Consider the following 25,542-nt stretch of genomic DNA (forward strand, 5'->3'; position numbering starts at 1 on the left):
CAGATTTTGTGCCTCAGACATCGGCATTGCTCCGGTTTTTGCGGCCAACGATCGCGCGGAGCCACGTGTCGAACAGCGTCTCGTTGCGCTTGTCGCTGCGTCCGAAATGCCGCTCGAGGAAGTACTGGCCAACCGACATGATGCTGACCACGGCCAGATACCAGGTCGACACGACGATCAGCAGCGGGATCGTCTCGAACGTGCGGGCATAGATGCTTTGGGCCGAGTAAAACAGATCATCCACGGCGATGAAGGTCACCAGCGACGTCATTTTCAACAGGTTGATCGCCTCGTTTCCGGTGGGTGGCACGACAAAGCGCATGGCTTGCGGCAGCGTGACGCGTTTCAGGATCATCCGGTACGGCATCCCAAGGGCTGTCGCCGCTTCGGCCTGACCGGACGGCACAGATTTGATGCCTGCGCGGATGATTTCGGCCATGTAACCCGCTTCGCACAGCGCCAGCGCCACAACCGCCGAAAAGAACGGGGTCATGAAATCGTTGGTGCGCACGGAAAACACCTCGCCCACGAAGGGCAGGCTGATCGAGATATTGCTGACCAGCAGGGACAGGTTGAACCAGAATATCAATTGAATCAAAGCGGGCACGCCGCGAAAGAACCAGACATAGACGCCCGCGAAACCGTTCAGGATTTCGCTGCGCGACACCCGCATGATTGCGATAATCGTGCCCAGGATCGTGGCCACGACCATGATGATCACAGTCAGCAGCAGCGTGTTGTAAAGACCGCGCATGATCGAAGGATGGAACATATAGCTGCGCGCCACGTCCCATTCAAAAGCAGGATTGACGGCAAAGGCGCGGATGATGAAATACATCAACACCAGCACCAGCGCCGTTCCGATCCACAGCCCGTACTGCTTTTGCGGCACAACCTTCAGGGACGCCACTGTCTCAGAGGCCGACTGCACCTGTGCGTTGTTATTTGCGTCATGAGCGCTCATCGGCAAACGTCCTTTGGTGTGTGCAGGGCGCCCGGAACAACCGGACGCCTGTTGTCATCAGTCCTGACGCAGATCGTCCATCGCGCTGACAAGATAAGGTTCGTTGATCGCATAGGCGCCCATGCCAAATTTATCCAGAACGGCCTTGTAAGTGCCGTTTTCAAATACGGCTGCCAGTGCCTCTTGCATCATGTTGGCCGTGTCAGGGTCGTCCTTGGCGATGGCCATGCCCAGTGGCGACACCTCGTAGAGGGTCGGCAAAACGACCAGCTTGCCCTTGCTCTCGATCTCGAAAAAGCTCGAGGCGGTGGCATCGTCCAGGCGGGCATCAATGCGACCGGACAGAACGGCCTGCACAATGTCGCTCGATGTGTTGAACACCGACTTTTCGACCACGTCCAAGCTGTTTGCGGTGCATTCCGCATTCAGTTTTTCAACCAGGAAATCAGCCAGACTGCCTGCCGACACGCCAACGGATTTGCCGCAGAGCGGATAGTCGCCGGAAAATTCCTCGACCTTGGCGGGCAGCGTTGATGCGGCGACACCTGCCTTGAGGAACATCACGAAATCAACCTGTTCCAGACGTTCTGGCGTGGCGGAAAATGTCTCCCATGCGACGCTGAAGCGGCCGGCGGCCAGGCCGGGGATCATCGACGGGAACGGCGTGCGCTGGATTTCCAGTTCGACGTTCATCGCATCCGCGACAGCGTTGGCCAGCTCGACGATGATACCGGCCTGTGCGCCCTTTTCGTCCAGATATTCGAAGGGCGCGTAATCCAGCGTGTTTGCAATCGTCAGCACACCGCTTTCGGCCACATCCGGCGACACCGTGATGTCTGCTGCAGACACGCTGCCTGTGCTCAGCGCAAGCAAGGCGCCCGCAACGGGTGCGATCAGTTTATTGGTTTTTTTCATGATATCCCTCCAAGTTGGTATTGGTTGTTAAGCCAATAAGTGACACAGCCGCCGGCTATGTCGCCTGTTCGGCTGCTTTCTTGCGGTAATGATAATTCTTGTCGATCCGTTCCATCAGGTAGTCGCGGTAGAGGATCGGCTCGTATTTTTCTTGTCCGTCCGGCCCGATGCAGGGGTCCAGAACCTTGATCGTCTCATCCATTGACGGATCGAAGAAGAACGGTTGCGAATACCGTTCGCGGCCCGAACTGTTGATGACCCGGTGCGGTGTGGACACGAACAGATCATTCGACCAGCGCGCCAGGATATCGCCCACGTTCATCACAAAGGCCCCGGGAACCGGCGGGGCGGCGACCCAGTCGCCGTTTTTGTTCAGCACTTCCAGCCCGCCCACGTCATCCTGTGCCAGCAAGGTGATAAACCCGTAATCGGTGTGCGGAGCCGAGCCGAACAAACCGTCTTCGGGCGGTTGCGGTGGGTAGTGCAGCAGCCGCAGAAATGTTGTCGGATCTTCAAAATAACGGTTCAGACTGTCGGCGGGCAGCCCCAGCGAGATTGCAATCGCGCTGGCCATCTTGCGGCCCAGCACGGTCATCGCCTCGACATAAGCTTCGATCGTTTCACGAAAACCCGGCAGCACTTCTGCGTCCGGCCATTGGTTCGGTCCCTGCAACGGCAGGCCTGCGATGGCACGCGGATCGTCTTCGGCAACCTCGTGCATGAAGAATATGGATTCGCTTTGATTGGGCTTGCTCACTTGCTCGACTGATGACGTCACGATGGTAGAGCCCGCAAACTTCAGGTAGCCGCGAAAATTCTTGTCGATCTGGACCTTGGCTTTTTCGTCCTCGGACAGCGCAAAAAAGCGTTTGCCCATCGCACGCACCGCTTCGATCTGGCCCGTGCTGATGGGATGGCCGACGACATAAAGGAACCCGGTCGTTTCAAGGTGGCCGCGCATCTCGGCGGCGGTGGCGGCAATCGCGCCTTCGTCCGTGCCATACAGCGCCGATACATCCAGCTTCGGGATTTCGGAAAAATCACCCCGTGCAGTGCCGTCCATTGCAGTCTCCCAGTCTTGTCGATCTTGCCATCTACATACAGTACTGTATTGTATTCACGAAGCGCAAAAAACAGCAATAGTTTTTTGTCACAAAGGAAGGTCACGCGGATGAGTGCGCGCAAAATCATTATAGATACCGATCCAGGGCATGATGATGCCTTTGCCATCCTGTTCGCTCTGGGGTCGCCCGAAGAACTGGAGGTTGTGGGCATCACCACCGTTGCGGGCAACGTCCCGCTGCCTTTGACCTCTCTGAACGCGCTGAAGGTTGTCGAGCTGGCAAAGCGCACCGATGTGCCGGTCTTTGCAGGTTGTGCCGCGCCAATGGTGCGAAAGCTGCTGACCGCCGAACATATCCACGGTGAAACCGGCATCGACGGGGCCGATCTGCCGCACCCTGTCACCCCCTTGCAGAAGGAACATGCGGTCAATTTCATTGTGCGCACACTGATGGAAGCGCCCGAGGGCGAGATCACGATCTGCACCCTTGGGCCGATGACCAACGTCGCAATGGCAATGACGATGGAGCCGCGTATCATCCCGCGCATCCGCGAGGTGGTCTTGATGGGCGGCGGTTTCTTCGAGGGGGGCAACACCACGCCTGCCGCCGAATTCAACATCTTCGTCGACCCCCATGCCGCGCACAAAGTGTTCGCATCCGGCGTTCCGGTCACGATGGCGGGCATTGATTGCACCTATACCGCACAGATGACGCCGGAATGGCTGCAAAAGCTGCGCAACACCGGCAGCCACGCCGCCGTTCAAGCCGCCAATCTGGCCGATTTCTTCCGCCAGTACGGGTCGCACAAATTCCCGACCGAAGCGCGCCCGATCCACGATGCCTGTGTCACCGGATATCTTCTTGCGCCCGAGATCTACGAACAACGCATGTGTCACGTCACAGTTGATATATCCTCGCCCGTGACCATTGGCATGACCGTTGTCGACTGGTGGGGTGTCACCGGCAACGACAAGAACTGCAATGTTCTGCGGCGGGTCGATGCGGATGCATTCTTTGCCCTGATGTTGGAACGTATCGGGTCGCTGCCGTGACCGGTCTATGGACATAGACCGGCAAACATGACAGCTTTTGCCGCGACCTTCGGGCGTGGAAATCACTATGAAAGCAAGGCCCTGTTGGCACGTGAGTGAACCTGTAAAAACAGACAAGCCCACCAGGGTTCCCCGCAAGAACCTGTCACGCGATGCCTGGGTTGCGGCGGCGCGAAAGGTGCTGGAGAAACGCGGCATTGCCGAGGTCAAGATCGACGGGCTTGCCCGGAAACTGAAGGTCACCCGTGGCAGTTTCTATTTTCACTTCAAAAGCTTGAAGGATTTGCACGAAGAGCTTTTGAACGAATGGCGCCGCGCCAACTGTGCCCCGTTCCATGCCCTGAGTGATGCGAACTATGACGATGGCCTGCAACTGTTCACCGACATCGTGCATGTCTGGGTGGACGAAGCCCCGTTCAGCCCCGCGCTTGATCTGGCCACCCGCGACTGGTCGCGCACCTCGAAAGCACTGGCAACCGAGGTCGAGGAGAACGACAACCTGCGCATGGACCTTCTGACGCAAGCGTTTCAGAAAATGGGCTATGATCAGGATGAAAGCATTGTGCGCGCGCGCATCACCTATTTTCACCAGATCGGCCAATACGCCTTGTCTTTCAAGGAACCCCGCGACATTCGCGAGCAATACCAGCCCCTGTTCGGCTCTGTTCTGTTGGGTCCGCGGGTGCGCGATCCGAACCTGAAAAAACGCTAGGTTTTCGGCGCTGACGCCCGGATGCAAATCCTGTCAGACCTTCTGGCTGCGACCTGTCAAAGATTGTCGTGTCCCCTGATAGATGAACCAGCCGATGATCATGAAGGTGATGACCATGATCACACCCGAGATGGGCCGCGTGATGAAGGTCGAAACCTCACCGTTTGCCACCACAAGAGCCCGGCGGAAGTTTTCTTCCATCATCGGCCCAAGAACAAACCCAAGCAACAAGGGCGCGACTTCGAAATTCAACGCTTTCATACCCCACCCGAGAAAGCCGAAACCCAGCAGGACAAACAGGTCCATCACCTGATAGTTCACGCTGTAAATGCCGATGCAGACAAAGGCGACGATCACCGGGAAAAGCAGGTTGTAGGGGATCGACAAAATTCGCACCCAAAGCCCGATCAAAGGCAGATTGAGGATCAAGAGGAATATGTTGCCGATGATAAAGCTGACGATCAGCCCCCAGAAGAGATCGGGAGAGTCCGTGATAACGCTTGGCCCGGGCAGAATGCCATGCACCATCATCACACCCAACATGATCGCCATTACCGGATCACCGGGAATCCCGAGGCTGAGCGTCGGGATAAAGGCCGCCTGCACAGCGGCATTGTTGGCAGCCTCTGGCGCTGCGACCCCTTCGATTGCACCTTTGCCGAATTCCTCCGGCTGACGGCTTAACTTTTTCTCAGCGGCATAAGAGATGAACGTGGCCACGACGCCGCCGGTGCCGGGCAACGCGCCAAAGAACGCACCAATGCTGGACCCGCGCAACATCGGCATACCGGACCTGCGCCACTGGTGGCGCGACGGCAGCATGGACCTGAACGAAATATCCTTGGAATTGACGCTGCTTTTTACCGTGCGCCCTGCATTTGCGATGATCTCCGGCAAGCCGAACAGCCCAATGGCCACGGCAACCAAAGGCAGCCCGTCGTAAAATTCGGTAACGCCAAAGGTAAACCGTGCGGCGCCGCTGTTCAGATCCAGGCCAACCAACCCAAGTGCAAGCCCCAGGGTCACGGCGGCAAGCGAACGGACCGATTTGCCGGACCCGACCAAAGAGGCGGCGATCAGGCCCAGGAACATCAGCGAGAAATATTCTTGCGGACCGAATTGCAACGCCACGCGCGCAAGCGGGGCAGAGAACAGCGACAAGAGGACAACGCCGAACAACGACCCGACACAGGATGCGATGGCTGTGATGAACAACGCAACGCCGGCCTGTCCCTTTTGGGCCATCGGATAGCCGTCCAGGCCAGTCACCGCGCTTGTCGCAGTGCCGGGCAGGTTCAGCAAGATTGACGCCGTCGAGCCGCCGTAGGCCGCGCCATAGTAGATACCCGCCAGCATGATCAGCGCAAAATTGGGCTCGACATGAAAGGTGATCGGCAAAAGCATGGCAAGCGTCGCCATGGTTCCGATCCCTGGCAGCACGCCAACCAGCGTCCCCAGTGTGACACCCAAAAGACAATAGCCGAGCCCGCCAAGCGACGCCGCGACCCCAAAGCCCAGCGAGAGGTTGCTGAAAAGATCACCCATTATCCGAATGCCTTGATCTGAAGCCCGAGGGCAAAACTAAAGATAAACCAGCACACCGCCGCCGTTCCAAAGGCAAGGATCACGGCGACGCCCAGCTTTGTGTTGCGATTGGCAAGTGCGGACAGAAAAACCGCGACCGTCACCGATGGCACAAGGCCGACCCGCTCAATCATCAGGGCAAAGGCAAGAAACGCCGCGGTGACCAGAAAGACCCCGCGCCGGTCGGCAATGGCCGGCGGAAGACCGTCGTCTTTCCGGGGATCGGGTTTCGACAAAAGGATCAAGCCCGCACCCAGCAGGCACATCAAGACAGCCAGCAGCATTGGGAAATATCCCGGCCCCATGCTGCGCAATGTCCCAACCCGATAGCCCACCGCCTCCACGAGGATGAACACCCCAAGACCTGCCGTGACAAGTCCCGCAATCAAGTCTTCTCTTCTGTCTATGAGCGACTTCAACATATGCCCTCCCCGACCCAAAGGTCGCTTGTTTGTACCTGCACTGCACCAGCTCTCCCCGCACGGCAGCATGAACCCGGTGTTGTCCTAGTCTGGATGCGGTGACCTTGCCGAGATGACCTGGCCCGTCACATATCCGGCCTGTTCACTTGAGGTCCATCCCGCCAGGGGACCCAATCCGTCGAGGTTCTCGCCCGACCAAACCACCGTGTTCACCCGGTGCCCGCGCGGCGCCCATTCAAGCGCCATGACCTGAGACAACATGCCCACCGCTGCAGCCGTCGGCGCACCCCTGTCGGCGGTCACAAGCAAAAGCGAAAACGCCTGACCCAGCTCCAGGCTTTCTATCTTCCGCGCAAGCGCGTGCAGATGAGACATTGCGCCCGGCACATCACCACACGACAGCGGTGTCATATCAATGATCGCGGATGGCGCTGGTCCGTCCGCAAGTCCATCGTGGGTTGCGATCCGTCTGACCGCATGATGCGGCGCAAGTGTCTGGGATACGGCCATTGCGGATGGGCCGTCGCCGATGATGACGATGGGGCCATCACCAGCCTGTTCAGGCTGGCGCACATCTGATGCCAAGGGTCGCCCGCCAGAGGTGATCGTCCCACCATCTACAGAGAGACATTCACCCGCCAGCGGGCCGCCTTCCGGGGACGCCAGAAAGGCCACTGCGCGCGCTATGTCATCGGGATCACCCAAACGCCCCAACGGAACTGTCGCGGCCGCAGCCTCTGCATCCAGTCGGCCATTGGCAATCAGGCTTTCGACCAACTCTGTGCGCACGTAGCCCGGGGCCACAGCGCAAACACGCTGCCCCAGTTTCTCAGCCAAGGTGTTGTAGGTCTTGGTCAAGGCCAGGATTGCCGCTTTGGTTGCGCTATATGCGCCGCGCAGGGCCAGCGGACGATATGCGGCTCCGGAGGCCAGGTTGACGACCACACCGCCCGCTTGCAGCACCTCTTGCGACGCTTGGCAAATAACATCGACGCTCGAAAGGTTCACAGCCACCAGTCGTTCGAAATCACCAATCGGTATCTCTCCGACACGGCGTCCCGAGGTGTCGGTGATGCCCGCATTGTTCACAACGATATCCAGCCCGCCCATGACCTGTGCGGCCCGCGCGACAAGCCCGGCAGCCTGTACCAGGTCGGACAGGTCAACCCCGATTGCAACATGGCCGGGACCAAGGGTCCGGGCGCGCTCCTGTGCGGCTTTCTCGTTTATGTCTGCAATGACACACAGTATGCCACTGGCAGCAAACCGCTGGCAGATAGCCCATCCAATGCCCGTGGCCCCTCCGGTCACAAGTGCCTTGCGGGGGATGGTATTGGCTTTGCTGTTCTGTGACATACTGTGCCCTTAAAGGTTCGAGGTGCCGATGCCGCCGTCGACCAGCAGCACCTGACCGGTGACAAAGTCGCTTTCTGCAGCAGAAAGATACATGATCGCGCGGGCGATATCGTCGACCGTGCCCAACCGGCCAAGCGGTGTATGGGCAATGCGTTTGGCATCCAGGTCGGCGTTGCGGTGCTTTTGCGTGCCCTCGGTCGGGACGGCGGACGGGGCCACGGCATTTACCCGAATGTTGCTGGCCCCAAGCTCGGCCGCCGCAGCGCGGGTCATGCCCATGACGCCTGCTTTCAGACCGCTGTACACCAGCGAGCGCGGCGCAGAGCGGAAACCGGCGGCAGAGGCGACGTTCACGATGGCCCCGCCACGGGTTTTGTCCATCACTTCGACCGCAGCCTGAATGCCCCAGATGATGCTGTTAAACCCAATCTGCACCATGCGGTCGACCGTTTCCGGCGCAATGTCGGGAATGGCCTGATAGCGCACCCACGCCGCGTTGTTCACCAGAACATCAAGTTGCCCGGCGGCCTCCATGACCTGATCCACGGCAGCGCGGACACCTTCGCGGCTGCCGACGTTTTGCACGACGGGTATCGCCATGCCACCTTCGGCGGTGATTTCTGCAACGGCCTCTTCGACGAATTCAGCTTTCAGGTCATTGATCGCGACGGTCCAGCCGCGCGCAGCCATGAGTTTGGCTGTTGCCTTGCCGATGCCATGCCCGGCCCCGGTGATCAGTGCGACGGTTTTATCAGCTTGCACGTTGCAGCTCCTTTTTGATGTTGTCTCCCGACAAAAGTTGCTGCGCAACAGAGTCCAGAAGCTCGGCCGCCTTGCCCTGTGCGGCAAGCGTGCGCACGAACCGCAGATGACGGTGCAGCGGCACGTCCCATGTGTATCCCATGCCGCCGAATATCTGGATCGCAGTCTCGGCTGTCTTGGCGCCAAGACCTGTGGCCCCGATGAATGTTGCGCGTGCGGCGTCAACGGGCATTTCGCAGTGGGGAGAAAGACTGCGGGCGATCGAGTTGCGGATCGTCTCGACGGCCAGGCACTGTCGGGCAAGATGGTGCTGGATCGCCTGATATGACACCAGCGTTTTGCCAAACTGCCGCCGGTCCTGCGCGTATTCACAGGCACGCTCAAGGCTGTCTTCCGCCGCGCCCAGGATCAACGCGGATCGCAGAATTTGCGCAATGCGCTGCAATTCCGTCACCGTTTCCGCGCTCAATTCAGGGCCTTCGGCGGCGGTGATGACAACACGCGCCTCGGGCCGCTCCAGGTCAAGGGTATCTTCCGCCATCACCTCGGCGCCCGCGCCCAAGGTGACCAGAATTGCCGAGCCATCGCGTCGAAAGACCAGAACCGCATCACAGTCCTCGGCCAGCGGAGCGCGGTCTACTGTCCCTGCCGCACCGTCCAGTTCACCGTTCCATGCGATCGTGACCTTCGTGTGCCCTATCGCGATGGCCGTGGCCAGATCGTCCTGGGTGCCGCTGAAGGCCCGCGCCAAAAGCATTGTCTCAAGCAAGGGTGCGGCCAGCATTCCGGCCCCAGCGGCATGAAGAACAGGCACGGCAAAGTCGACGGGCAGCCCCATACCACCACAGCTGTCGCCGGCCAGGATACCGGTCAGCCCCGCATCTGCCAAAAGCGCGATCCTGTCGGCGGTGGTGCCCGCCTCGGCACAGGCGTTCACCACGGCCTTGGCTGTATCGGCAAAATCCTCGGGGGAAAGATCATATTCGGTGGTCATGGATTATCTCTCCCAGTTCAGTTTCAGGATCCGCTTTGCAATGATGCCCAGCTGGATTTCGGTCGTGCCCGCATAGATCGTTTCGGCGCGCGCCTTGATATAAATGTCTTCCATCCGCCGCTTCACAGCCCGCAAGGGGTCGGACAAATCGGGCGGAAAACGCGAAACGATGTCCAGGGCAAGCTTGGAAAAATCCTGATGCGCCTCGCTCCAGAACATCTTGGGCAGCGATCCACGGGGCCCGATTTCATTACCGTCGATCAGGGACCCGACCAATGTTTCAACGTGCCCTTTAAGCAATTCGATGTTCACCGCCACTTCGGCAAGCGGGCGGGCATAGTCATGTTCGACCAGCCTGCGTGTCGCCGGGTTTTCGGCACAGGCCGACACCAGGTGCTGTAACTGGTTTTCAAACCGCCAGGCGCGGTGCATCCGGTTGGTGGCACGTTCAATCGACAACACCCGCGTCGCTGCAGCCCAACCCTGATCGGGCGAGCCGAGCATATCCGCCTCGGGCACGACAACATCATTAAAGAACACTTCACAGAAATGCCGCGCACCGTCGATTGACTTGATCTCGCGGATGTCCACGCCCGGCAGGCTGGTGTCCACGGCGAACAGAACAAGCCCGCGGTGACGATCTTCAACCGACCCGGTACGCGCCAGCAACAGGCAGTGGCTGGATTTGGACGCGCCCGAGGTCCAGATTTTCTGACCGTTGATCACCCAGCCATCATCGGTTTTTTCGGCCTTGGTGCGCAGACCCGCAAGGTCGGACCCGGCGTTGGGTTCGGAGAACCCCTGACACCAGATGTTGCGCATCTCGAGGATGGCAGGCAGGTACTCTGCCTTTTGCCGCTCGTTGCCAACGGCCAGAATGATCGGCCCCGCCAGCTCCTTGCCAATCGAATTGACACTTTCGGGCATTGGCGTGCGGCCAATTTCCCGGCTGATATCCAGATGAGCCCTCAGTCCCAGATCACCACCGCCGTATTGCGTGGGCCAAGTGGCGCCGATGATACCCGCCTTGTGCAGCTTTGATTCCCATTCGGACAACTCGGCGAAAGTGGGCTCGCGTTCTTGCAGGATATCCTCGCGCAGGCCCTGCGGAAGGTTCGCGTCCAGCCAGGCGCGGGCCGTGTCACCGGCAGTTTCAAGGGAGGGCCGTTCGCTGGCCACGGCGGCGGTCTGTGTCATTCAGCGGCCTCTGATGTTTGGGTCTGGTGCGGGATGATCAGCGCGTCAAGCGCGATTGCGCCCAGCCCCTGATCCCGCACGAGAAGTGGATTGATATCGATTTCTGCGACGTCATCAGCATGACGCGCGGCAAATTCGGACAGGGCGACAATGGCCTGCGCTGCGGCGTCCACGTCGGCACGGGGCCGTCCCCGCGCACCATCAAGCAGCGCAAAACACTTAAGCGATCGCAGCATTTCCTGCGCATCCTCCAGCGAGACAGGTGCCGGTTGCAGGGCGGTGTCCCGGAACACTTCGGCAAAGATGCCGCCGAGTCCGACCATGACCACCGGTCCAAAGATCGGGTCGGTGGTCGTGCCAACGATCAATTCGGTGCCCCCTGTGATCATTGGCGCAACCAACACGCCGTCGATCCGGGCATCAGGCGCATGTGTGGCCGCGGCGGTCATGATCCGGGCATAGGCCGCGGCCGCATCGTCCGCGCCGACAATGCCAAGCTCTACGCCGCCTATGTCGGATTTGTGCTGGATGTCCGCCGACAGTATTTTCATCGCCACGGGCAACGCCAGCCGATCTGCGGCCTGTCCCGCTGCATCCGCCGATGTCACGACGACCTCCTCGGGAAAGCCTATTCCGGCTGCCGAGAGGACACGTTTGGCATCTGCTTCTGTGGCAACGGACCCGCGATCCAGAGGGGCGGTTGCTATGTCCCGCGCGCCACCCGCGTCTTTGCCCTTTTCCGCCGTCAGACGCCCCAGGTGCGACACCCCTTCCATCATCGCGTCAATGGTCGGAAAGGTCAGAATGCCCTTGGCGTTCAGGATCTGAAGCGCATCGTCCGGCCCTGCGACACAGGCCACAAAGACCTGATCGGGGTGGGCCGCACGCGCCGCATCCAAGGCCGCCAGATAGGTGTCGCGCAGGCGAGGCACCTCGAGTCCCAGCGCCATCATGATGCAAACGACTTCATTCGCATTATCGCCGGCGACTGCCGACAACAACGCGCCGAAGGTTTCGGGGTTGGCCGACATCTGTGCCGTGGCGTCCACAGGATTCACAGCCGAAGCCAGCGGCAGCACTGCCTTGATCTGTTCGATCGCGGCGTCGCCGGTCCGGTTCAGGGTCAGGCCATGTTCTTCCGCCGCGTCCGCCATCATGATGCCAAAGCCGCCGGATGCCGCGATGACCGACACCGATGGGTTCGCGCTGACCGTCCGGTCTCCTAGGGCGGCGGCGGCGCTGCCCATCTGGACCAACATCTCAAGCGACTTGACGCGCACTGCCCCATGTCTGGCAAAGACCGCGTCAAACACCTGGTCCGCACCGGCCAGCCCACCGGTATGCGACATGGCTGCAGCCTTGCCGACGTCCGAGGCGCCCATCTTCAGCACGAACACGGGTTTGCCAGCAGCCCGCGCGATATCCAGCGCAAGCGTCAGACGAGCGGCATCCCGACAGGTTTCCATACAGACCAGAATGACACGGGTCGCAGCGTCGCCCGCCATCCACGCGATGGCATCGGCAATATCCACGTCGCATTCATTGCCAGATGCGATAAAGCGGCTGATCCCCGCCCCACCGCGCCCCAGCATTTTCATGGCAAGGCTGCCCACGTTGCCGCTTTGCGATACAATCGCAACCGGACCTTGCGCGGGCATTTCATTTTCCAGTGCGACCGAGAATGTCCCAATCGCCTTTTCCGGGACACTGACCGTGCCAAGGCAGTTTGGCCCCAGTACCCGCATCCCGCTGTTGTCAGCAATCGCCCGCAATTCGAGTTGCCGCGCGGCGCCCTCGCTGCCTTGCTCGGCAAATCCGGCGGACAGCACGATCGCGGCGGGCACACCACGTTCGGCACAGGCGCGTGCCGCTTCCAGCGCACCGGCGCCCGGTACCGCGATCAGCGCCAGGTCCGGGACCTGCGGCAGGTCCGCAACGCTGGCATAGGCGGTCAGACCCTGAACCTCGTCCGCCTTGGGATTGACCGGCAGGATTGCCCCGGCATAGCCGTGTTTCTTCAGCAGATGGACAGGTCGCCCGCCCGTTTTGGACGGGTCTGTCGATGCCCCGATAACAGCAATCGACCGGGGCTGGAAAATCTGGTCCAACCCCCGACCAAGGTTGATGTCACGCGCCATTTCAGCGCCCCGTGAACTTCGGTTCGCGTTTTTCCAGAAATGCCATGCGGGCCTCTTTCGCGTCTTCGGTCTGGGCCAGCGCCATCGTATAGTTCTGTTCCATCCGGTAGGCATCGCGCTGCGGCATGTGCTCGACGATGGTCATCGCCTGTTTGGCATAGCGAATGGCCAGCGGGCTTTTCGACGCGATCTCGCGGGCGACGGCCATGGCGGTCGGCACAAGGTCTTCCTGGGACGTGACGGCCTCGATGACATTGCGCTCAAGCAACTCGGCAGCCGTCAGGCGCACACCGGTGTAGAACATGCGGCGCATCGTGGAGCGGCCAAACAACGTGTTCAACATGGATGCACCGCCCGCCAGACCGACATTGATCTCTGGCATGCCAAAGGTCGCGTTTTCAGAGGCATAGAAGACGTCACAGGACGCCATCAGCCCCAGCCCCGCACCCAGGGCCGCGCCGTTCACTGCGGCGATGACGGGTTTGGAACATTCGCGGATCGCATTGCCTGTCTCGCGGGTGATCCGGTTGTGCTCGAGAAAATCTCCGGGAACTTCGGCGTCGGGGCGATCCTTCAGGTCCGCTCCGGCGCAAAACGTTTTTCCCGCACCGGTCAGAACGGCACAGCGAATATCTTCGCGGGCAGAAATCTCGTCGAACACCGCGATGATTTCGGCACGCGCCTTGCGGTTGAGGGCATTCACGGGCGGGCGATTCAAGGTGACCAATGCAACGTGGTCAACGATTTCAAATCGCAGGGTTTCATAAGTCATGTGTACTCCTCCTGAGGCTCTCCCAGCCCCTGACTGACCAGACGGTCAGCCCGTAACTAGCACCGGCCCCCGGTACTGACAACAGGAAAATTGCGGATTGACTGACTGGACGGTCAGTACTAGCGTCGGGCCAATTGGCACCGTTCAGACGGCGCAAATCACGGGACCAAAGCCCGTACCCAGGAGGAGAAAAAAAATGAAATTCATCAATCGCCGCGCAGTCATTGCCGCAGCAGGAGCAGCCCTTGCGCTCGCCACACCGCAATTTGCATCAGCGCAGTCTGATGAGCCGATAACCTTTGTTGTTCCATACGGTGGCGGTGGTTTGGTCGATGGGATGACCCGCCAGATTGCCGACCTGGTCTCTGCCGAACTGGGTGTGCCGGTGCTGGTGGAAAACAAGCCAGGTGCAAACGGAATCATCGGCTCTCAATACGTGGCATCGGCAAAACCGGACGGGCAGACATTTCTGATTGGCGCGACCGGCCCGATCTCCCTGAACGTACTGCTGCGCCCAAGCCTGCCCTATGGCCTGGAGGATTTTGATCCTGTCGCGACGATGTTCAGTGGTCCACTGACCGTGACCGTGCCGGCGTCCTTGGGCGTTGATACAATCGACGGGCTGGCCGAATACGCCAAGGAAACGGGGCGTCCACTGCGCTATGCAACGCTTGGGCCGGGCAGCGTGACCCATCTGTTTGGCTTGATCATGCAAGGCGAGCTGGGCGTCGACATGGTTGATGTCGCCTATCGCAACAATCCGTCGGCTCTGGTCGACCTGATGGGAGGGCAGGCAGAACTGAATTTCTCGACGCCTATTTCCCTTCTGGATCACGAGAAATCCGGGGATATCAAAATGCTGGCCATCACCACGCCCGAACGGATGGATCAATTCCCGGACCTGCCCACCACGACTGAACTGGGCTATCCCAACCTGGAATCGTCGTTCTGGTTCGGCTTGCTCGCCCCCGCGGGCACACCTTCCGACATCACCGAAAAGGTCGGTGCCGCTGTTCAAAACGCCATCAACGACGCAGATTTCCAGCAAAAGATGGTCAATGTCGGCATGATCCCGCAGCCGGGTCTGGCCGATGCAATGCAGGCCCAGCTGGACACGGACATGAAAGTCTGGGGTAAGGTTGTCAAAGACAATAACATCACCCTCGAGTAAGTGTCAGACAGGCGCGTCGGGTCTGTCCCGGCGCGCCAATGCTAGGGAAGTTGCGTCAATGGACTGGCTCAATCTTAAGGATCGTACCGTTTTCATCACCGGTGCCGCAGGAGGGATCGGACGCGCCGTTGCACAAGGCTTTGCCGATCAGGGCGCCCGGCTTGCACTGTTCGACCGTGATGCCGAAGGTCTGAAAGCGGTGGCGGACCAACTCGAAACCGCGCCGCTGGCGATGCCGCTGGATTTGTCCGATCTTGCCGCAGTCGAAAGCACCCTGAACACAGCCGCGGACCTGGTCGGTGCGCCCGGCATCCTGGTCAACGTCGCCGCCATGTCGACCCCTGCCCTGCTGGCAGAGGTCAGCGAGGCAGCCTTTCATTTGCAGATGACAGTGAACACCACCGCCGCGCTTGTCGCAGCCCAGGTCTTTCGCCGCAGACGCGACACGGACCGACCCGCCGCGATCGTCAACATTTCATCAATCGCGGCCCAGAACCCCGTTCCGAACGGTGCCGCCTATTCTGCCAGCAAAGCTGCTTTAACGTCCCTAACCCGACAGCTGGCGATCGAATGGGGTCCCGAAGGCATCAGGTGCAATCTGGTCAGCCCGGGCCTGATCCTGACGCCCCTGAGCGAGAATTTCTACAGTGACCCAAAAGACCGCAAGGCGCGTGAGGATGTCGTGCCAGTGCGTCGCATCGGATTGCCGCAAGATATCGCAGACGCTGTGCTTTACCTCGCCAGCGACCGGGCGTCTTATGTAAGTGGCGCGGATGTGGTCGTAGATGGCGCGTTCACACAAACGCTGATGACCCACATCCCACGCAAACGCATGACCTAACGCTTTGACAGCCCGCCAAGCAGAATTCCGAAATACTGATCGACAATTTCAGGCGGGCGCAATTCTTTCGAAGGCACGTACCACCGGTGCATCCAGTTGATTGCCGACAGGATAAGGCGCCCTGTCATGGCGGGATCGACCTCATTGAACTCTCCGCTTTCGACACCTTTCGCAATCAGGGTCCGCAGTTTCAGCTCAAATTCCGTCCGACGTTTCAGGCGTTCCGCCTGACGATGCCTGTCTGGATCGTTCCAAAACGATGAACTCGCCGCGATCCACGCCCAGCGATATTCCTCAAAGAACTCTGCTGTCGCGATCATAAAGGCACGCACCTGTTCCGCGGCGCTGGCATCCTCGGGGATCTGCCCGAACACATACTCATTCAGGCGAAGCGCCGAGCGCATCGCGATCTGGGAATAGAATTTCTCTTTGCTTGTAAAGTGATGATACAAAAGCGCTTTTGACACCCCCGACGCTTCTGACACGTCACGCATGGTTGCCGCGTCGTATCCTTTCTCGGCAAAGACACGCGCGCCCGTCTCCAAAAGCTCCAGAACCCGCGGGCTGAGAACCGAATCTGCTTCTGCATCCGAGGTGGCTTTGGACCCTGTGCTCATGCTCTATCACCCTTAAATTCTTCTCGGATAAGTTATACGCAGCGGCTGACCGGCGGGTCAATGCGGTGCGGTCGCGGAAATGCCGGGCCCCGAAATACCCTGCCAATAGCGGGCCACGAAATCGAGGTAGACGCGCAGCTTTGTCGGGACCTGAACCGTCTCAAGGAAGGCCGCATAAATGCCCTCCTCAAATGTGGTATTTGTCACCGCGTAGTCCTCCAAGACACGCACCAACCTGCCCTCTTGGATATCCTGGGCCACGTTGTATTCGTCCAACAAGGCAATGCCGTGCCCTTGTCGCGCGCATTCAAGCAAAACCTGCCCGTTGTTCGACCCGAATGCCGTCGGCACCGGCAGGTCTTCAGCCTGGTCTTCTTTCACAAAACGCCAGTACACGACATCATGCCCCAGCAAATAGGGCAGACACGCATGCTGCAGCAGGTCCGACGGGACCAGGGGCTGTGACCTACGCGCCAGGTAATCCGGCGCGGCGATCAACACCCGTTCGCTTGCGAACAGACGCCGCCGCATCAGCCCGGCCTCTTGTGGCGGTGCAATACAGAAATCCAGGTCAAAGCCGTCTTCGCGCAACCGGACAGGACGCTCTGAAAGGTGCAGTTCCACGATCACTTCGGGGTAGGATCTGGCGAACTCCGTCTGCAGCTTTGCCAGAACGGCCACCCCGAACATGGTCCGCGAATGCACCCGCAGAACGCCCTGTGGCGTGTCCTGAAGCGATGCGGCATCAGCCTCGGCCGAACGTATCCCCGCAATGATGGATTCAGCCCGCGCAACGTAGGTTTTTCCTGCCTCAGACAAGGTCAGGTTGCGGGTCGAGCGGTGCACAAGGGTCACCCCGATGTGCGCCTCCAACTCGGTGATATGCCGCGACACGCTGGCAGGCGACAGGTTGAAACGTCGGCCCGCCGCCGAAAAGCTGCCGTGGCTTGCGGCAGCGACCAACAGTTCCATCGCCCTGAGCTTGTCCATATCCGCCTTTGCAGAATGTGAAAAGGTATTGCTTACGATTAGCCAATTATACCCGAAATTGAAAGGTGTTAACTTTGACGAAATCAGTGGTTCAAGGGAGGAACGATCATGGAATTCGGCGTTTTCACACTCGCGCAACAGCGCAGCTACAATCAAAGTTCGCAAGAAGTCATCGCAAATACGGTTGAACAAACCGTTCTGGCCGAACAGGCGGGATTTGATGCGGCCTGGTCGGCCGAGCACCATTTCAACAACTATTCCCTGTCGCCCTCTCCGTTGATGACCGTCGCCCATTGCGCGGGCAAGACTTCGAAAATCCGTCTTGGCACGGCTGTGTGTATCCTGCCCCTGTACCACCCGGCACGTTTTCTGGCCGAGGTTGGCTATGTCGATACGGTATCGAACGGCCGCCTGGAACTGGGCATCGGCTCGGGCTACCAGCAATTCGAATTTGAACGCTTCGGCACCTCGCTGGCCGACGCAGGCCCGATGTTTCAGGAATATCTGGACGTGATCCCGATGGCCCTGACACAGCAAAGCTTTGAGTATCATGGCAAATACCTCGACATTCCGCCCAGCTCGATCAGCGTGCGCTGCGTGCAGGACCCGATGCCGCCGATCTGGGTGACGACGGGCAATCCCAAGGTGCGCGAACGTGCGATGAAAGAAGGTCACAACCTGTTTGTGACCGTCCTGCACGGCGACCTCGATGCAATTCAAGGGCTGCGCACAAAGCTTGAGGAATCGGCAAGCGAAGCAGGCACCGACATCGCCGACACCAAGCTTGGCTTCCTGCGCTGCGGCTTTGCCAGCGACAACAAGGCCGAGATCGAAAGCTATCTCGACAGTGCGCGATTTGCCCGCAGATTGTCGGAAAGCCTGAAAGACCGCCGCCAGCAGACCGACGACGGCTATCTGATGCAAGAGGTGCCGCTGAACAGGGAAATGTCGCTTGATGAAATGGCGGCCAACCTGCCGGTGGGCAGCGTCAACCAGGTCATCGACCGTATGCTGGCCGAAATCGAAATTCTGAAACCGCACCATATCGCGTTGCAAACACAGCTTGGGGATTTTGACCAGAAAACCATGCTCAAACAGATCGAGCTGTGGGGCGACAAGATCATTCCCGCGATCAACAAGGCGCTTGGCCAGGACACAGTGGCTCCGGCCAAAGTCGTGAACGGCTGACGCCATGCGGATCGTGGTCAAACAGAACACGCCCCCGCGTCTGGAGGCACCCGAGGATTTCACGCGGTTTTCCATCGCATTGGATGAACGGCTGCAAGGGACCGAAGCCCTGGCCCTCGCGCCGGTCGCGGATTTCAAATCAGAGGAGGGCACCCATGCATGGGTGCGCCCCGACGCCATCAGGGCCCTGTCCGCGATGGCAGGCGATCCCGAATGGGACGCAGGCTTTGCCGCGATGTGCGCCTTTGCCAGGGAACATGGCTGGATCGGACCAAACGGCGGTATCCGCGCCCATATCGACTATCTTCCCGAAACGTGCCCCGTAAGCGCGGATGAGTTTCGCCGCGCCATGCGCAAATTTGCAAGCGGCGTCTGCATCGTGGCCAGCGGCAAAGGCGCAGACCGGCGCGGCATGACGGTTTCCGCCTTCTCGTCGGTGTCCGCCGAACCGCCGATGGTTCTTGTCTGCCTCAACCGGACCTCGTCGACCCATGACGCGATCATTTCCGCCGATGCCTTCAGCGTGAATATCCTTGGCGGATCACAAGAGGACGTGGCCATGCGCTTTGCCGGCCAAGGCGGGTTGCGCGGTGCCGACCGGTTTACCGATGACGCATGGCAAGACGCCGAAGGCGGCGCGCCGGTTCTGGCCACGTCGCACCAGTCGCTGGTTTGTACGCCTGTGTCGTCGCATCAGGCCGGGACGCACACCGTGTTGATCGGTCAGGTCATTGCGACCGGCGACACCCAGGACAGTTCCGCGCTGGTCAATTACGACGGCGTGATCAAGGCCACGACGGCGCAGCCAAGCGCCATCCAATAGGATCTCTCGCCTGGCCTCCCTCAGGCGCGAGTCATGAAGCCCGTCTTGCGGCGGGTTTCAAAGTAAACAGCTCCGCAACGGCATTGCCATTGCGGAGCTGTTTATCTTCATAGGCCACAGCAGATCACTCTGCGGTCGCCACCGCGCGCTGCTGAAACGAAAAATCGGCATAATCGTTCTGTTTCGCCGCCTCGCAATACTCGCGGTATTTGTTGAACCCGCCGACAAACATGGTCAATCCGGTCGGCTTGCCCTTCACGTTGGTCCCCACCCACCACGTGTTCGCCTTGCGCACCAGCGACTTTTCGGCAAGCTCCGCGACAATCTTCATCCAGCGATCTTCGGCGGCCAGCGTGGGTTCGATCGACGCAAGGCCCGTGCTGGCCATATGGGTTGTCACATCGGCAATCCAATCCACGTCGTTTTCACTGATCGAGATAATGTTGGCCAGGGCCGCGGGGCCGTTCGGTCCACAGGTGGAAAACAGGTTCGGAAACCCTTCCATCATCAGTCCCAGATAGGACCGCGGCCCGCCTTGCCATTTTTCCTTCAGCGTACGCCCGTCGCGCCCCACCACGTCAAAGGCCAGCAGCGCACCGGTCAGCGCGTCATAACCGGTCGCGAAAATCAGAACGTCCAGCTCCGTCTCGCCGTCCTCGGTGCGGATGCCGTTTTCCGTGATTTCCACGATGGGATCGGTCAGGCAGTCTTTCAGGTGGACGTTTGGCAGATTGTAAGTCTCGTAGTATTCCGTATCCAGACATGGGCGGCGCGCAAAAATCGGATAGCCGCGTGGCTTCAACGCCTCGGCGGTCTTGGGATCGTCCACGATCTCACCAATCTTTTCACGCACGAAATCCGCAACCTGGTCATTGGCTTCCTGGTTTGACAACAGGTCCGAGAACGCGGCCAGAAAGGTGTGCCCACCATCCTGCCAGGCATGTTCCATCACATCGCGCCGTTGCGATGGCGGCAGGCTGAAAAACGGTCGCGTGGTGACCGGACGTGTGCCGCCGGTGGGGTTCATCTTCATTGCCGCACGCATCGCGGGGTAATGGCGCTTCATCTCTTTGACATAGGCGTCGTCAAGATCGTGGTTGCGCATCGGCAGCGTCCAGCTGGGCGTGCGCTGATAGACGAACAGTTCTCCGGCCTGCCGCCCGACCTCCTGCACGATCTGGATGCCAGACGACCCGGTGCCGATCAAACCGACGCGCTTGCCGGCAAAGTCGATTTTCTCGTGCGGCCATTTCTGCGCCCGCAGAATACGCCCCTTGAACCGGTCGATGCCGTCAATCTCCGGGTCCTTGGGAACGGAAAGCGGACCAGTGGACATGATGCAGAACGGTGCTTCCAGCACATCGCCCTTGTTGGTTGTGACGCGCCAGATTTTTTCGGCCTCGTCCCAGATGGCGCTGGTGACCCGTGTTTCGAACCGGAAACTCTTGCGCAGGTCCAGCCGGTCCGCGACGAAATTCGCATAGGCCAGGATTTCCGGCTGGGCTGCAAACTGTTCGGACCAGGTCCATTCCTGCTGGATTTCATCGGAAAACCCGTAAGAGTAATCGACACTCATCAAATCACAGCGCGCACCCGGATAGCGGTTCCAGTACCACACACCCCCGACGTCACCGCCCGCCTCGATCCCGACCACATCATGGCCCATTTCGCGGAACTTGTGGACGGCATACATGCCGCCAAATCCTGCGCCGACAACGATCATGCCCACGCGTTCGGCTGGTTTGGAAGATTTCATCATCAACACCTCGATCCTAAATTTTTCTGATGCTCAAACCGCGCGGACGCAGGTTTGAACGGTGACAGGAAAGCAACCGGGGGGCTGGCTCTCCTCAAGATTGGGGTTTCGGGGACACATCGCGGCACCCCCTCAGCTATTCGGGCGCCACGCGGCGGAAAAATCCGTCGCGGTACAGCAATGCACTGTCTTCTGTACAGGCAACCGCAACGACGCGACCGAACAGGACCTCGTGTGCGCCGCAGGTCATGGATTTTTCCAGCACACAGTCAAAGCTGCTCAGGGCGTCCGGCAGCACCGGTGCGCCGGTGACAAATTTTGTCCATGTACCGGCACCCATCCGTGTTTCGCCGGTCAACCCCCGCGTGGAGAACGCCCGCGCCAGGCTTGAGTGCGCGTCGCTCAGGAAATTGACCGCGAATATCCCCGAACTCTGGATCAGGTGCAGCGCGCTTGCCTTGCGGTTCACACAGACCAGGATCGTCGGGGGCATGGTCGTGGCGGAACAGATCGCGGTCGCCGTCAGCCCGTCGCGCTCGGTCTGTGTTTGCGTGGTCACCACGGCGACCGAGGACACCACGCGCCGCATGGCATGTTTGTATTCCGCAGGCGACACGGTGTCCGTGTCCGGCGGATTCGACATAGGTTCTGGCGTCATGACCTGCCCTTCGTACGTTTCGGCAACATCAATTCCCCGCGTCCGCAGCGATGTGATAGACGGGATCGTCCGGGTATGACCCGCCAATCGGGGTCCGTGGGCCAAACCGGTCCTGCTCGCTTTGCGCGGGCGGCTCCTGGGGTGCGACCCAGTCGTAGACAACCGTGCGCCGCAGCACGCGCCATTCCTGGCCGCGCTTTTCGAACAGGTCGCAGTACCGGCCGCACAACTGGACCTGTCGCTCTACGCCATCTGGTCCGGTGCCACGCTGGAACGCAATGAAATAGGTTTCCACGTCCGCACGCGTATCCGAGGTAAATTCGACCATGATATTGCCGACATTGTGGATATTGCGCGGCCCGGTTGCCCAGACCTTGCGCACCTGTTCGATGAAACCCGATACCGGCCCCGAATAGGCGCCATGACTGTCATGCGCGTCGGGCCAGTATGAGGACACAAGCGCCGCTTCGTCAGCGCGGTCAATCCCGCGACAATAGCGATGGATGCAGTCGCGTATCGCATCCTTGTCCAGCAGCGCACGTAGGGCAGCATCTGTCATGAGGGTTCCCCTTCCTTGAGTTCAATCAGCGCATCCAATGCGATCACACCCTGCCCCCGTGGCATCACCCGAACGGGGTTCAGGTCAATTCCGGCGATACGGCTCCGGTTGGCGGCGGCAAACATCGACACCTGGGACAGCAACTGTGCCAGCGCATCGACATCGGCAGGCGGCGCGCCCCGCACCCCTTCAAGCAGCGCATGGCCCTTGATCTCGCGGATCATGCGGTGGGCCTCTGAGATCCCGAAAGGCGCCACGCGAAAGGTCACATCCTTCAGAACTTCGACGAATACCCCGCCAAGCCCGAACATGACCACCGGACCAAAGGACGGGTCATCATGGACGCCGACAATGGTTTCGACGCCGCCCGACAGCATGGCCGAAACCAGGACACCTTCGATCTCGGCATCTGGGGCGGCCTTGCGCACCCTGTCCAACATCTCGTCCGTGGCCTGCCGGACCGCGGCCGCATCCGTCAGGTTCAGGACGACACCCCCGATCTCTGTCTTATGCGCGATGTCTGGCGAGCAGATTTTCAGCACAACCGGGAACCCGATCCGGGTCGCTTCCTGCGCCGCCTCGGACCCGGTCCGCACCAGCGCCTCGTCCGCGAACCGCACACCTGCGGTGCGCAACACGGTTTTGGCGGTGGCTTCGCTCATACGGCCCTGGGGCAGGTCCATAGGCGTTCCGGGTGTGGGCTGCGGGTCATTGCGGGCGAATGCGTCGGCAAATGCGGCCAGCGCACCAAAGGATTTGGCCAGCGCCCCGCCGTCCTCGTAGACCAGAAAACCATCGGCCTCATAGTCAGCCACCACGGTGCGCGGTGCGGACATGGTCAGGCCGCGAATAGACCTGTCATGCCCCGCGAACCCCGCCATCAACGCCTCGCGCAGAGGTTTTGAGAAACTCTCCGACGCAGGCCCGGTTCCAAGGATGGCGCTGAACATATCATAGCCCCCCTTGTCCATCATCGACTGAACAAAGGCTGTCAGGATGCTCATGTCGCTGACGGCCTGTGCCGTGGCATCAACGGGATTGACCGGCGACGCATAGGGCAACAGGGCCTTCAACTCGGCCTGTGCGGCATCGGGCATCGGGGCCACATCCAGACCCGCCGCGGTGAAGTCATCCGCAAGCTGGATGCCAAATCCACCGGACATCGTGAAAATTCCGGCCTTGTTCCCCACGGGGAACACCCCGCCCGCAGCGGCATAGGCAATGTCGATCTGCTCTGCGGTCGTCATCGCACGATAGGCACCATATTGGCGCAGAACCGCATCAAACACGTCGTCCGACCCGGCAAGCGACGCCGTGTGCGACGCAGCCGCGCGCGCGCCGACTTCGGTCCGGCCCGTTTTCATGAAGACAACAGCCTTGTTTGCCGCGCGCGCCCGCTCAAGCGCGGCGCGGAAACGGTCGCCATTTCCGATCCCTTCGGCATAGGCCATGACCACGCGCGTTTCAGGCTGGGCCACAACATGGTCCAACGCTTCGGCCAGCGAGATGTCCATCTCGTTGCCCGTGGTGATCCATTGGCTGATGCCCAGGCCCCGCGCCCGCACAAGGTGCGCGATATGCGAGCCATAGGCCCCGCTTTGCGACACGATGCCCACCGGACCGGGGGCCAGAAATTCTCCGTCCAGCACCACGGAAAACGTACCGTAATACCCCAACGCGGGGTTCATGACCCCAAGGCAGTTCGGACCCAGCAACCGCATCCCACCCGCGCGTGCCACAGCGGCGATTTCGGCCTGAAGGGCTTCGCCCTCTGCGCCCGCTTCGGAAAACCCTGCTGAAAAGACGATGGCCGAGGGGATGCCCTTTTCCACACATTCGGTCACCGCCGCCAGCGTCACCGCCGCAGGCACGGCCAGGATGGCGGTATCGGGCACTTCGGGCAGATCAAGCACGCTGGCATAGGCTTTCAGACCCTGAACCGTCTCGCGCTTTGGATTGACCGGATAGATCTTCCCGGCGAACCCCGCCTCGCGCATATAGCGCAATGGACGCCCGCCAATGCGTTTCACGTCATCAGAGGCACCAATGACGGCCACACTGCGTGGCGAAATCAGCGATTGCAGGCTCTGGCGCTCCATACTCACCTTATCCATTTTGACCAAACCTCGGCTCTGTGCGTCCGGTGACGCCCAGCCCTTCGAGGGCAAAAAGATATCCACCGTGGGGATGGCGTGACACGGCACGTCCGGTCCCGGAATCCTTGATGGATGTCATGAACAGGGTCGACATGTCCGGCCCGCCAAAGGTGATGCAGCTGGGCATATCGACGGGGGCGTCGATCAGGCGGTCCAGCGTGCCGTCCGGCGCAAATCGCCCGATTTTTCCCGCCTGGACCAAAGCGACCCAGATGAAACCTTCGGAATCGACCGTCGCGCCGTCGGGGCCGGAATTGTAATCCTTGGTGTTCACCAGAATGCGCGGTTCGGTCAGCGGTTCGGGTTCGGCCGCGTAGTGATAGGCGCGGATCTGTCGGTCCAGGCTGTCGGCAAAATACAAGGTGCCGCCGTCCGGACTGAAACAGACCGAATTCGAGATGCGGATACCATTGGCAAGGCACTCTTTCGTCTTGTCCGCCGAGATGCGCACAAGCTCGGCAACCGGTTCGGCAAAAACGCCCATGGTCCCACAGACAAAGCGGCCCTGATGGTCCACCTTGCCGTCATTGAAACGCACCCGCGCATCAACGGGATCGGGCCGGTACAAGGGCTCAAGAGCAGCGGTTTCCAGTGTGACAATATAAATCCCGTCAGCCAAGCCGACGACCAGCTTTCCCTGGTCCATGGTCAATGCGATCGACCCGATCATCGAGGGCATTTCCACCGACCCGAACTGGTCCTCTGCATAGTCAAGGAACCGGATCAAACGCTTGACCCCATCGACCCAGTAAAGACGTCCGATCCGGTCATCCCAGATCGGGCTTTCCCCGAGTTGGTCGGGTGAAGGCGCAATGCGCGTGGCTGTAACAGTAAGAATCATGTCATGTCCG

At 60.1% G+C, this 25,542-nt stretch carries 24 protein-coding genes; 6 read left to right on the plus strand and 18 right to left on the minus strand.

Annotated elements, in window-relative coordinates:
• Positions 1–13 precede the first annotated feature (13 nt).
• Genes BUC08_RS18095 through BUC08_RS18105 form a run of 3 tightly spaced genes read right to left on the minus strand, consistent with a single transcriptional unit; the run spans position 14 to position 2,942 of the window.
• Positions 14–964 (minus strand): amino acid ABC transporter permease, encoded by a 951-nt coding sequence (locus tag BUC08_RS18095; RefSeq protein WP_051694486.1) that lies wholly within the window; start codon positions 962–964, stop codon positions 14–16.
• 57 nt (positions 965–1,021) lie between these two features.
• Positions 1,022–1,879, minus strand: coding sequence for an ABC transporter substrate-binding protein (locus BUC08_RS18100; RefSeq protein ID WP_037927540.1), 858 nt, complete (start codon positions 1,877–1,879; stop codon positions 1,022–1,024).
• Between the two features lie 55 nt (positions 1,880–1,934).
• Positions 1,935–2,942 carry an isopenicillin N synthase family dioxygenase gene (locus tag BUC08_RS18105; RefSeq protein WP_037927537.1) on the minus strand — a complete coding sequence of 336 codons (1,008 nt, stop codon included), beginning with the start codon at positions 2,940–2,942 and terminating at the stop codon, positions 1,935–1,937.
• Positions 2,943–3,050: 108 nt separating this feature from the next.
• On the opposite strand from BUC08_RS18105, the gene BUC08_RS18110 reads away from it, so the two are divergent.
• Together BUC08_RS18110 and BUC08_RS18115 are read left to right on the plus strand one after the other, a co-directional pair.
• Positions 3,051–3,995: a nucleoside hydrolase gene (locus BUC08_RS18110; RefSeq protein WP_037927535.1), complete on the plus strand. Its 945-nt coding sequence runs from the start codon at positions 3,051–3,053 to the stop codon at positions 3,993–3,995.
• 91 nt (positions 3,996–4,086) lie between these two features.
• Positions 4,087–4,707 (plus strand): TetR/AcrR family transcriptional regulator, encoded by a 621-nt coding sequence (locus BUC08_RS18115; RefSeq protein ID WP_037927532.1) that lies wholly within the window; start codon positions 4,087–4,089, stop codon positions 4,705–4,707.
• 33 nt (positions 4,708–4,740) lie between these two features.
• Here the strand turns inward: BUC08_RS18115 and BUC08_RS18120 are convergent, their stop codons facing one another.
• The 8 genes from BUC08_RS18120 to BUC08_RS18155 all read right to left on the minus strand — a co-directional run bounded on the left by BUC08_RS18120 (position 4,741) and on the right by BUC08_RS18155 (position 13,932).
• Positions 4,741–6,252 carry a tripartite tricarboxylate transporter permease gene (locus BUC08_RS18120; RefSeq protein WP_037927529.1) on the minus strand — a complete coding sequence of 504 codons (1,512 nt, stop codon included), beginning with the start codon at positions 6,250–6,252 and terminating at the stop codon, positions 4,741–4,743.
• Positions 6,252–6,680, minus strand: a complete 429-nt coding sequence (locus tag BUC08_RS18125; RefSeq protein WP_051694482.1) for a tripartite tricarboxylate transporter TctB family protein — start codon at positions 6,678–6,680, stop codon at positions 6,252–6,254. The genes BUC08_RS18120 and BUC08_RS18125 overlap by 1 nt, the downstream gene beginning before the upstream one ends.
• A 117-nt stretch (positions 6,681–6,797) precedes the next feature.
• Positions 6,798–8,069, minus strand: coding sequence for an SDR family oxidoreductase (locus BUC08_RS18130; RefSeq protein ID WP_051694480.1), 1,272 nt, complete (start codon positions 8,067–8,069; stop codon positions 6,798–6,800).
• Positions 8,070–8,078: 9 nt separating this feature from the next.
• Positions 8,079–8,831: an SDR family NAD(P)-dependent oxidoreductase gene (locus tag BUC08_RS18135; protein WP_037927525.1), complete on the minus strand. Its 753-nt coding sequence runs from the start codon at positions 8,829–8,831 to the stop codon at positions 8,079–8,081.
• Positions 8,821–9,825, minus strand: a complete 1,005-nt coding sequence (locus BUC08_RS18140) for an acyl-CoA dehydrogenase family protein (protein WP_037927522.1) — start codon at positions 9,823–9,825, stop codon at positions 8,821–8,823. The genes BUC08_RS18135 and BUC08_RS18140 overlap by 11 nt, the downstream gene beginning before the upstream one ends.
• A gap of 3 nt (positions 9,826–9,828) precedes the next feature.
• A complete protein-coding gene (locus BUC08_RS18145) occupies positions 9,829–11,022 on the minus strand; it encodes an acyl-CoA dehydrogenase family protein (protein ID WP_037927517.1) in 1,194 nt (397 codons plus the stop codon).
• Complete coding sequence (locus BUC08_RS18150) at positions 11,019–13,160, minus strand: acetate--CoA ligase family protein (RefSeq protein WP_037927514.1); 2,142 nt, start codon at positions 13,158–13,160, stop codon at positions 11,019–11,021. The genes BUC08_RS18145 and BUC08_RS18150 overlap by 4 nt, the downstream gene beginning before the upstream one ends.
• 1 nt (position 13,161) lies before the next feature.
• Positions 13,162–13,932 (minus strand): enoyl-CoA hydratase/isomerase family protein, encoded by a 771-nt coding sequence (locus BUC08_RS18155; RefSeq protein WP_037927512.1) that lies wholly within the window; start codon positions 13,930–13,932, stop codon positions 13,162–13,164.
• 97 nt (positions 13,933–14,029) lie between these two features.
• Between BUC08_RS18155 and BUC08_RS18160 the strand changes: the two genes are divergently transcribed.
• Together BUC08_RS18160 and BUC08_RS18165 are read left to right on the plus strand one after the other, a co-directional pair.
• Complete coding sequence (locus BUC08_RS18160; RefSeq protein ID WP_224769526.1) at positions 14,030–15,103, plus strand: Bug family tripartite tricarboxylate transporter substrate binding protein; 1,074 nt, start codon at positions 14,030–14,032, stop codon at positions 15,101–15,103.
• A 58-nt stretch (positions 15,104–15,161) separates the two neighbouring features.
• Positions 15,162–15,944, plus strand: a complete 783-nt coding sequence (locus BUC08_RS18165) for an SDR family NAD(P)-dependent oxidoreductase (protein WP_037927506.1) — start codon at positions 15,162–15,164, stop codon at positions 15,942–15,944.
• On the opposite strand, the gene BUC08_RS18170 is transcribed toward BUC08_RS18165, so the two are convergent.
• Both BUC08_RS18170 and BUC08_RS18175 read right to left on the minus strand, forming a co-directional pair.
• On the minus strand, positions 15,941–16,561 hold the full coding sequence (locus BUC08_RS18170) for a TetR/AcrR family transcriptional regulator (protein WP_037927503.1): 621 nt from the start codon (positions 16,559–16,561) through the stop codon (positions 15,941–15,943). The two genes, BUC08_RS18165 and BUC08_RS18170, sit on opposite strands and share 4 nt — an antisense overlap.
• A gap of 57 nt (positions 16,562–16,618) precedes the next feature.
• Positions 16,619–17,551, minus strand: coding sequence for a LysR family transcriptional regulator (locus BUC08_RS18175; protein ID WP_037927501.1), 933 nt, complete (start codon positions 17,549–17,551; stop codon positions 16,619–16,621).
• A gap of 108 nt (positions 17,552–17,659) precedes the next feature.
• Between BUC08_RS18175 and BUC08_RS18180 the strand changes: the two genes are divergently transcribed.
• Complete coding sequence (locus BUC08_RS18180; RefSeq protein ID WP_037927499.1) at positions 17,660–18,739, plus strand: LLM class flavin-dependent oxidoreductase; 1,080 nt, start codon at positions 17,660–17,662, stop codon at positions 18,737–18,739.
• Positions 18,740–18,743: 4 nt separating this feature from the next.
• The gene (locus BUC08_RS18185; RefSeq protein WP_051694477.1) at positions 18,744–19,562 is read left to right on the plus strand and encodes a flavin reductase family protein; all 819 of its coding nucleotides are present in this window, start codon (positions 18,744–18,746) and stop codon (positions 19,560–19,562) included.
• Between the two features lie 124 nt (positions 19,563–19,686).
• Here BUC08_RS18185 and BUC08_RS18190 read toward each other — a convergent pair whose 3' ends face one another.
• The 5 genes from BUC08_RS18190 to BUC08_RS18210 all read right to left on the minus strand — a co-directional run bounded on the left by BUC08_RS18190 (position 19,687) and on the right by BUC08_RS18210 (position 25,532).
• Positions 19,687–21,318, minus strand: a complete 1,632-nt coding sequence (locus BUC08_RS18190) for a flavin-containing monooxygenase (RefSeq protein ID WP_200796215.1) — start codon at positions 21,316–21,318, stop codon at positions 19,687–19,689.
• A 136-nt stretch (positions 21,319–21,454) separates the two neighbouring features.
• Complete coding sequence (locus BUC08_RS18195; RefSeq protein WP_081855407.1) at positions 21,455–21,976, minus strand: flavin reductase family protein; 522 nt, start codon at positions 21,974–21,976, stop codon at positions 21,455–21,457.
• 28 nt (positions 21,977–22,004) lie between these two features.
• Positions 22,005–22,535 (minus strand): nuclear transport factor 2 family protein, encoded by a 531-nt coding sequence (locus tag BUC08_RS18200; protein ID WP_037927494.1) that lies wholly within the window; start codon positions 22,533–22,535, stop codon positions 22,005–22,007.
• A complete protein-coding gene (locus tag BUC08_RS18205; RefSeq protein WP_224769527.1) occupies positions 22,532–24,649 on the minus strand; it encodes an acetate--CoA ligase family protein in 2,118 nt (705 codons plus the stop codon). Before BUC08_RS18205 ends, BUC08_RS18200 begins: the two co-directional genes overlap by 4 nt.
• The gene (locus BUC08_RS18210) at positions 24,642–25,532 is read right to left on the minus strand and encodes an SMP-30/gluconolactonase/LRE family protein (RefSeq protein ID WP_051694472.1); all 891 of its coding nucleotides are present in this window, start codon (positions 25,530–25,532) and stop codon (positions 24,642–24,644) included. The genes BUC08_RS18205 and BUC08_RS18210 overlap by 8 nt, the downstream gene beginning before the upstream one ends.
• Between the last annotated feature and the right edge of the window lie 10 nt (positions 25,533–25,542).

This window comes from Pseudosulfitobacter pseudonitzschiae (assembly GCF_900129395.1).
Taxonomy (GTDB): Bacteria; Pseudomonadota; Alphaproteobacteria; order Rhodobacterales; family Rhodobacteraceae; genus Pseudosulfitobacter; species Pseudosulfitobacter pseudonitzschiae.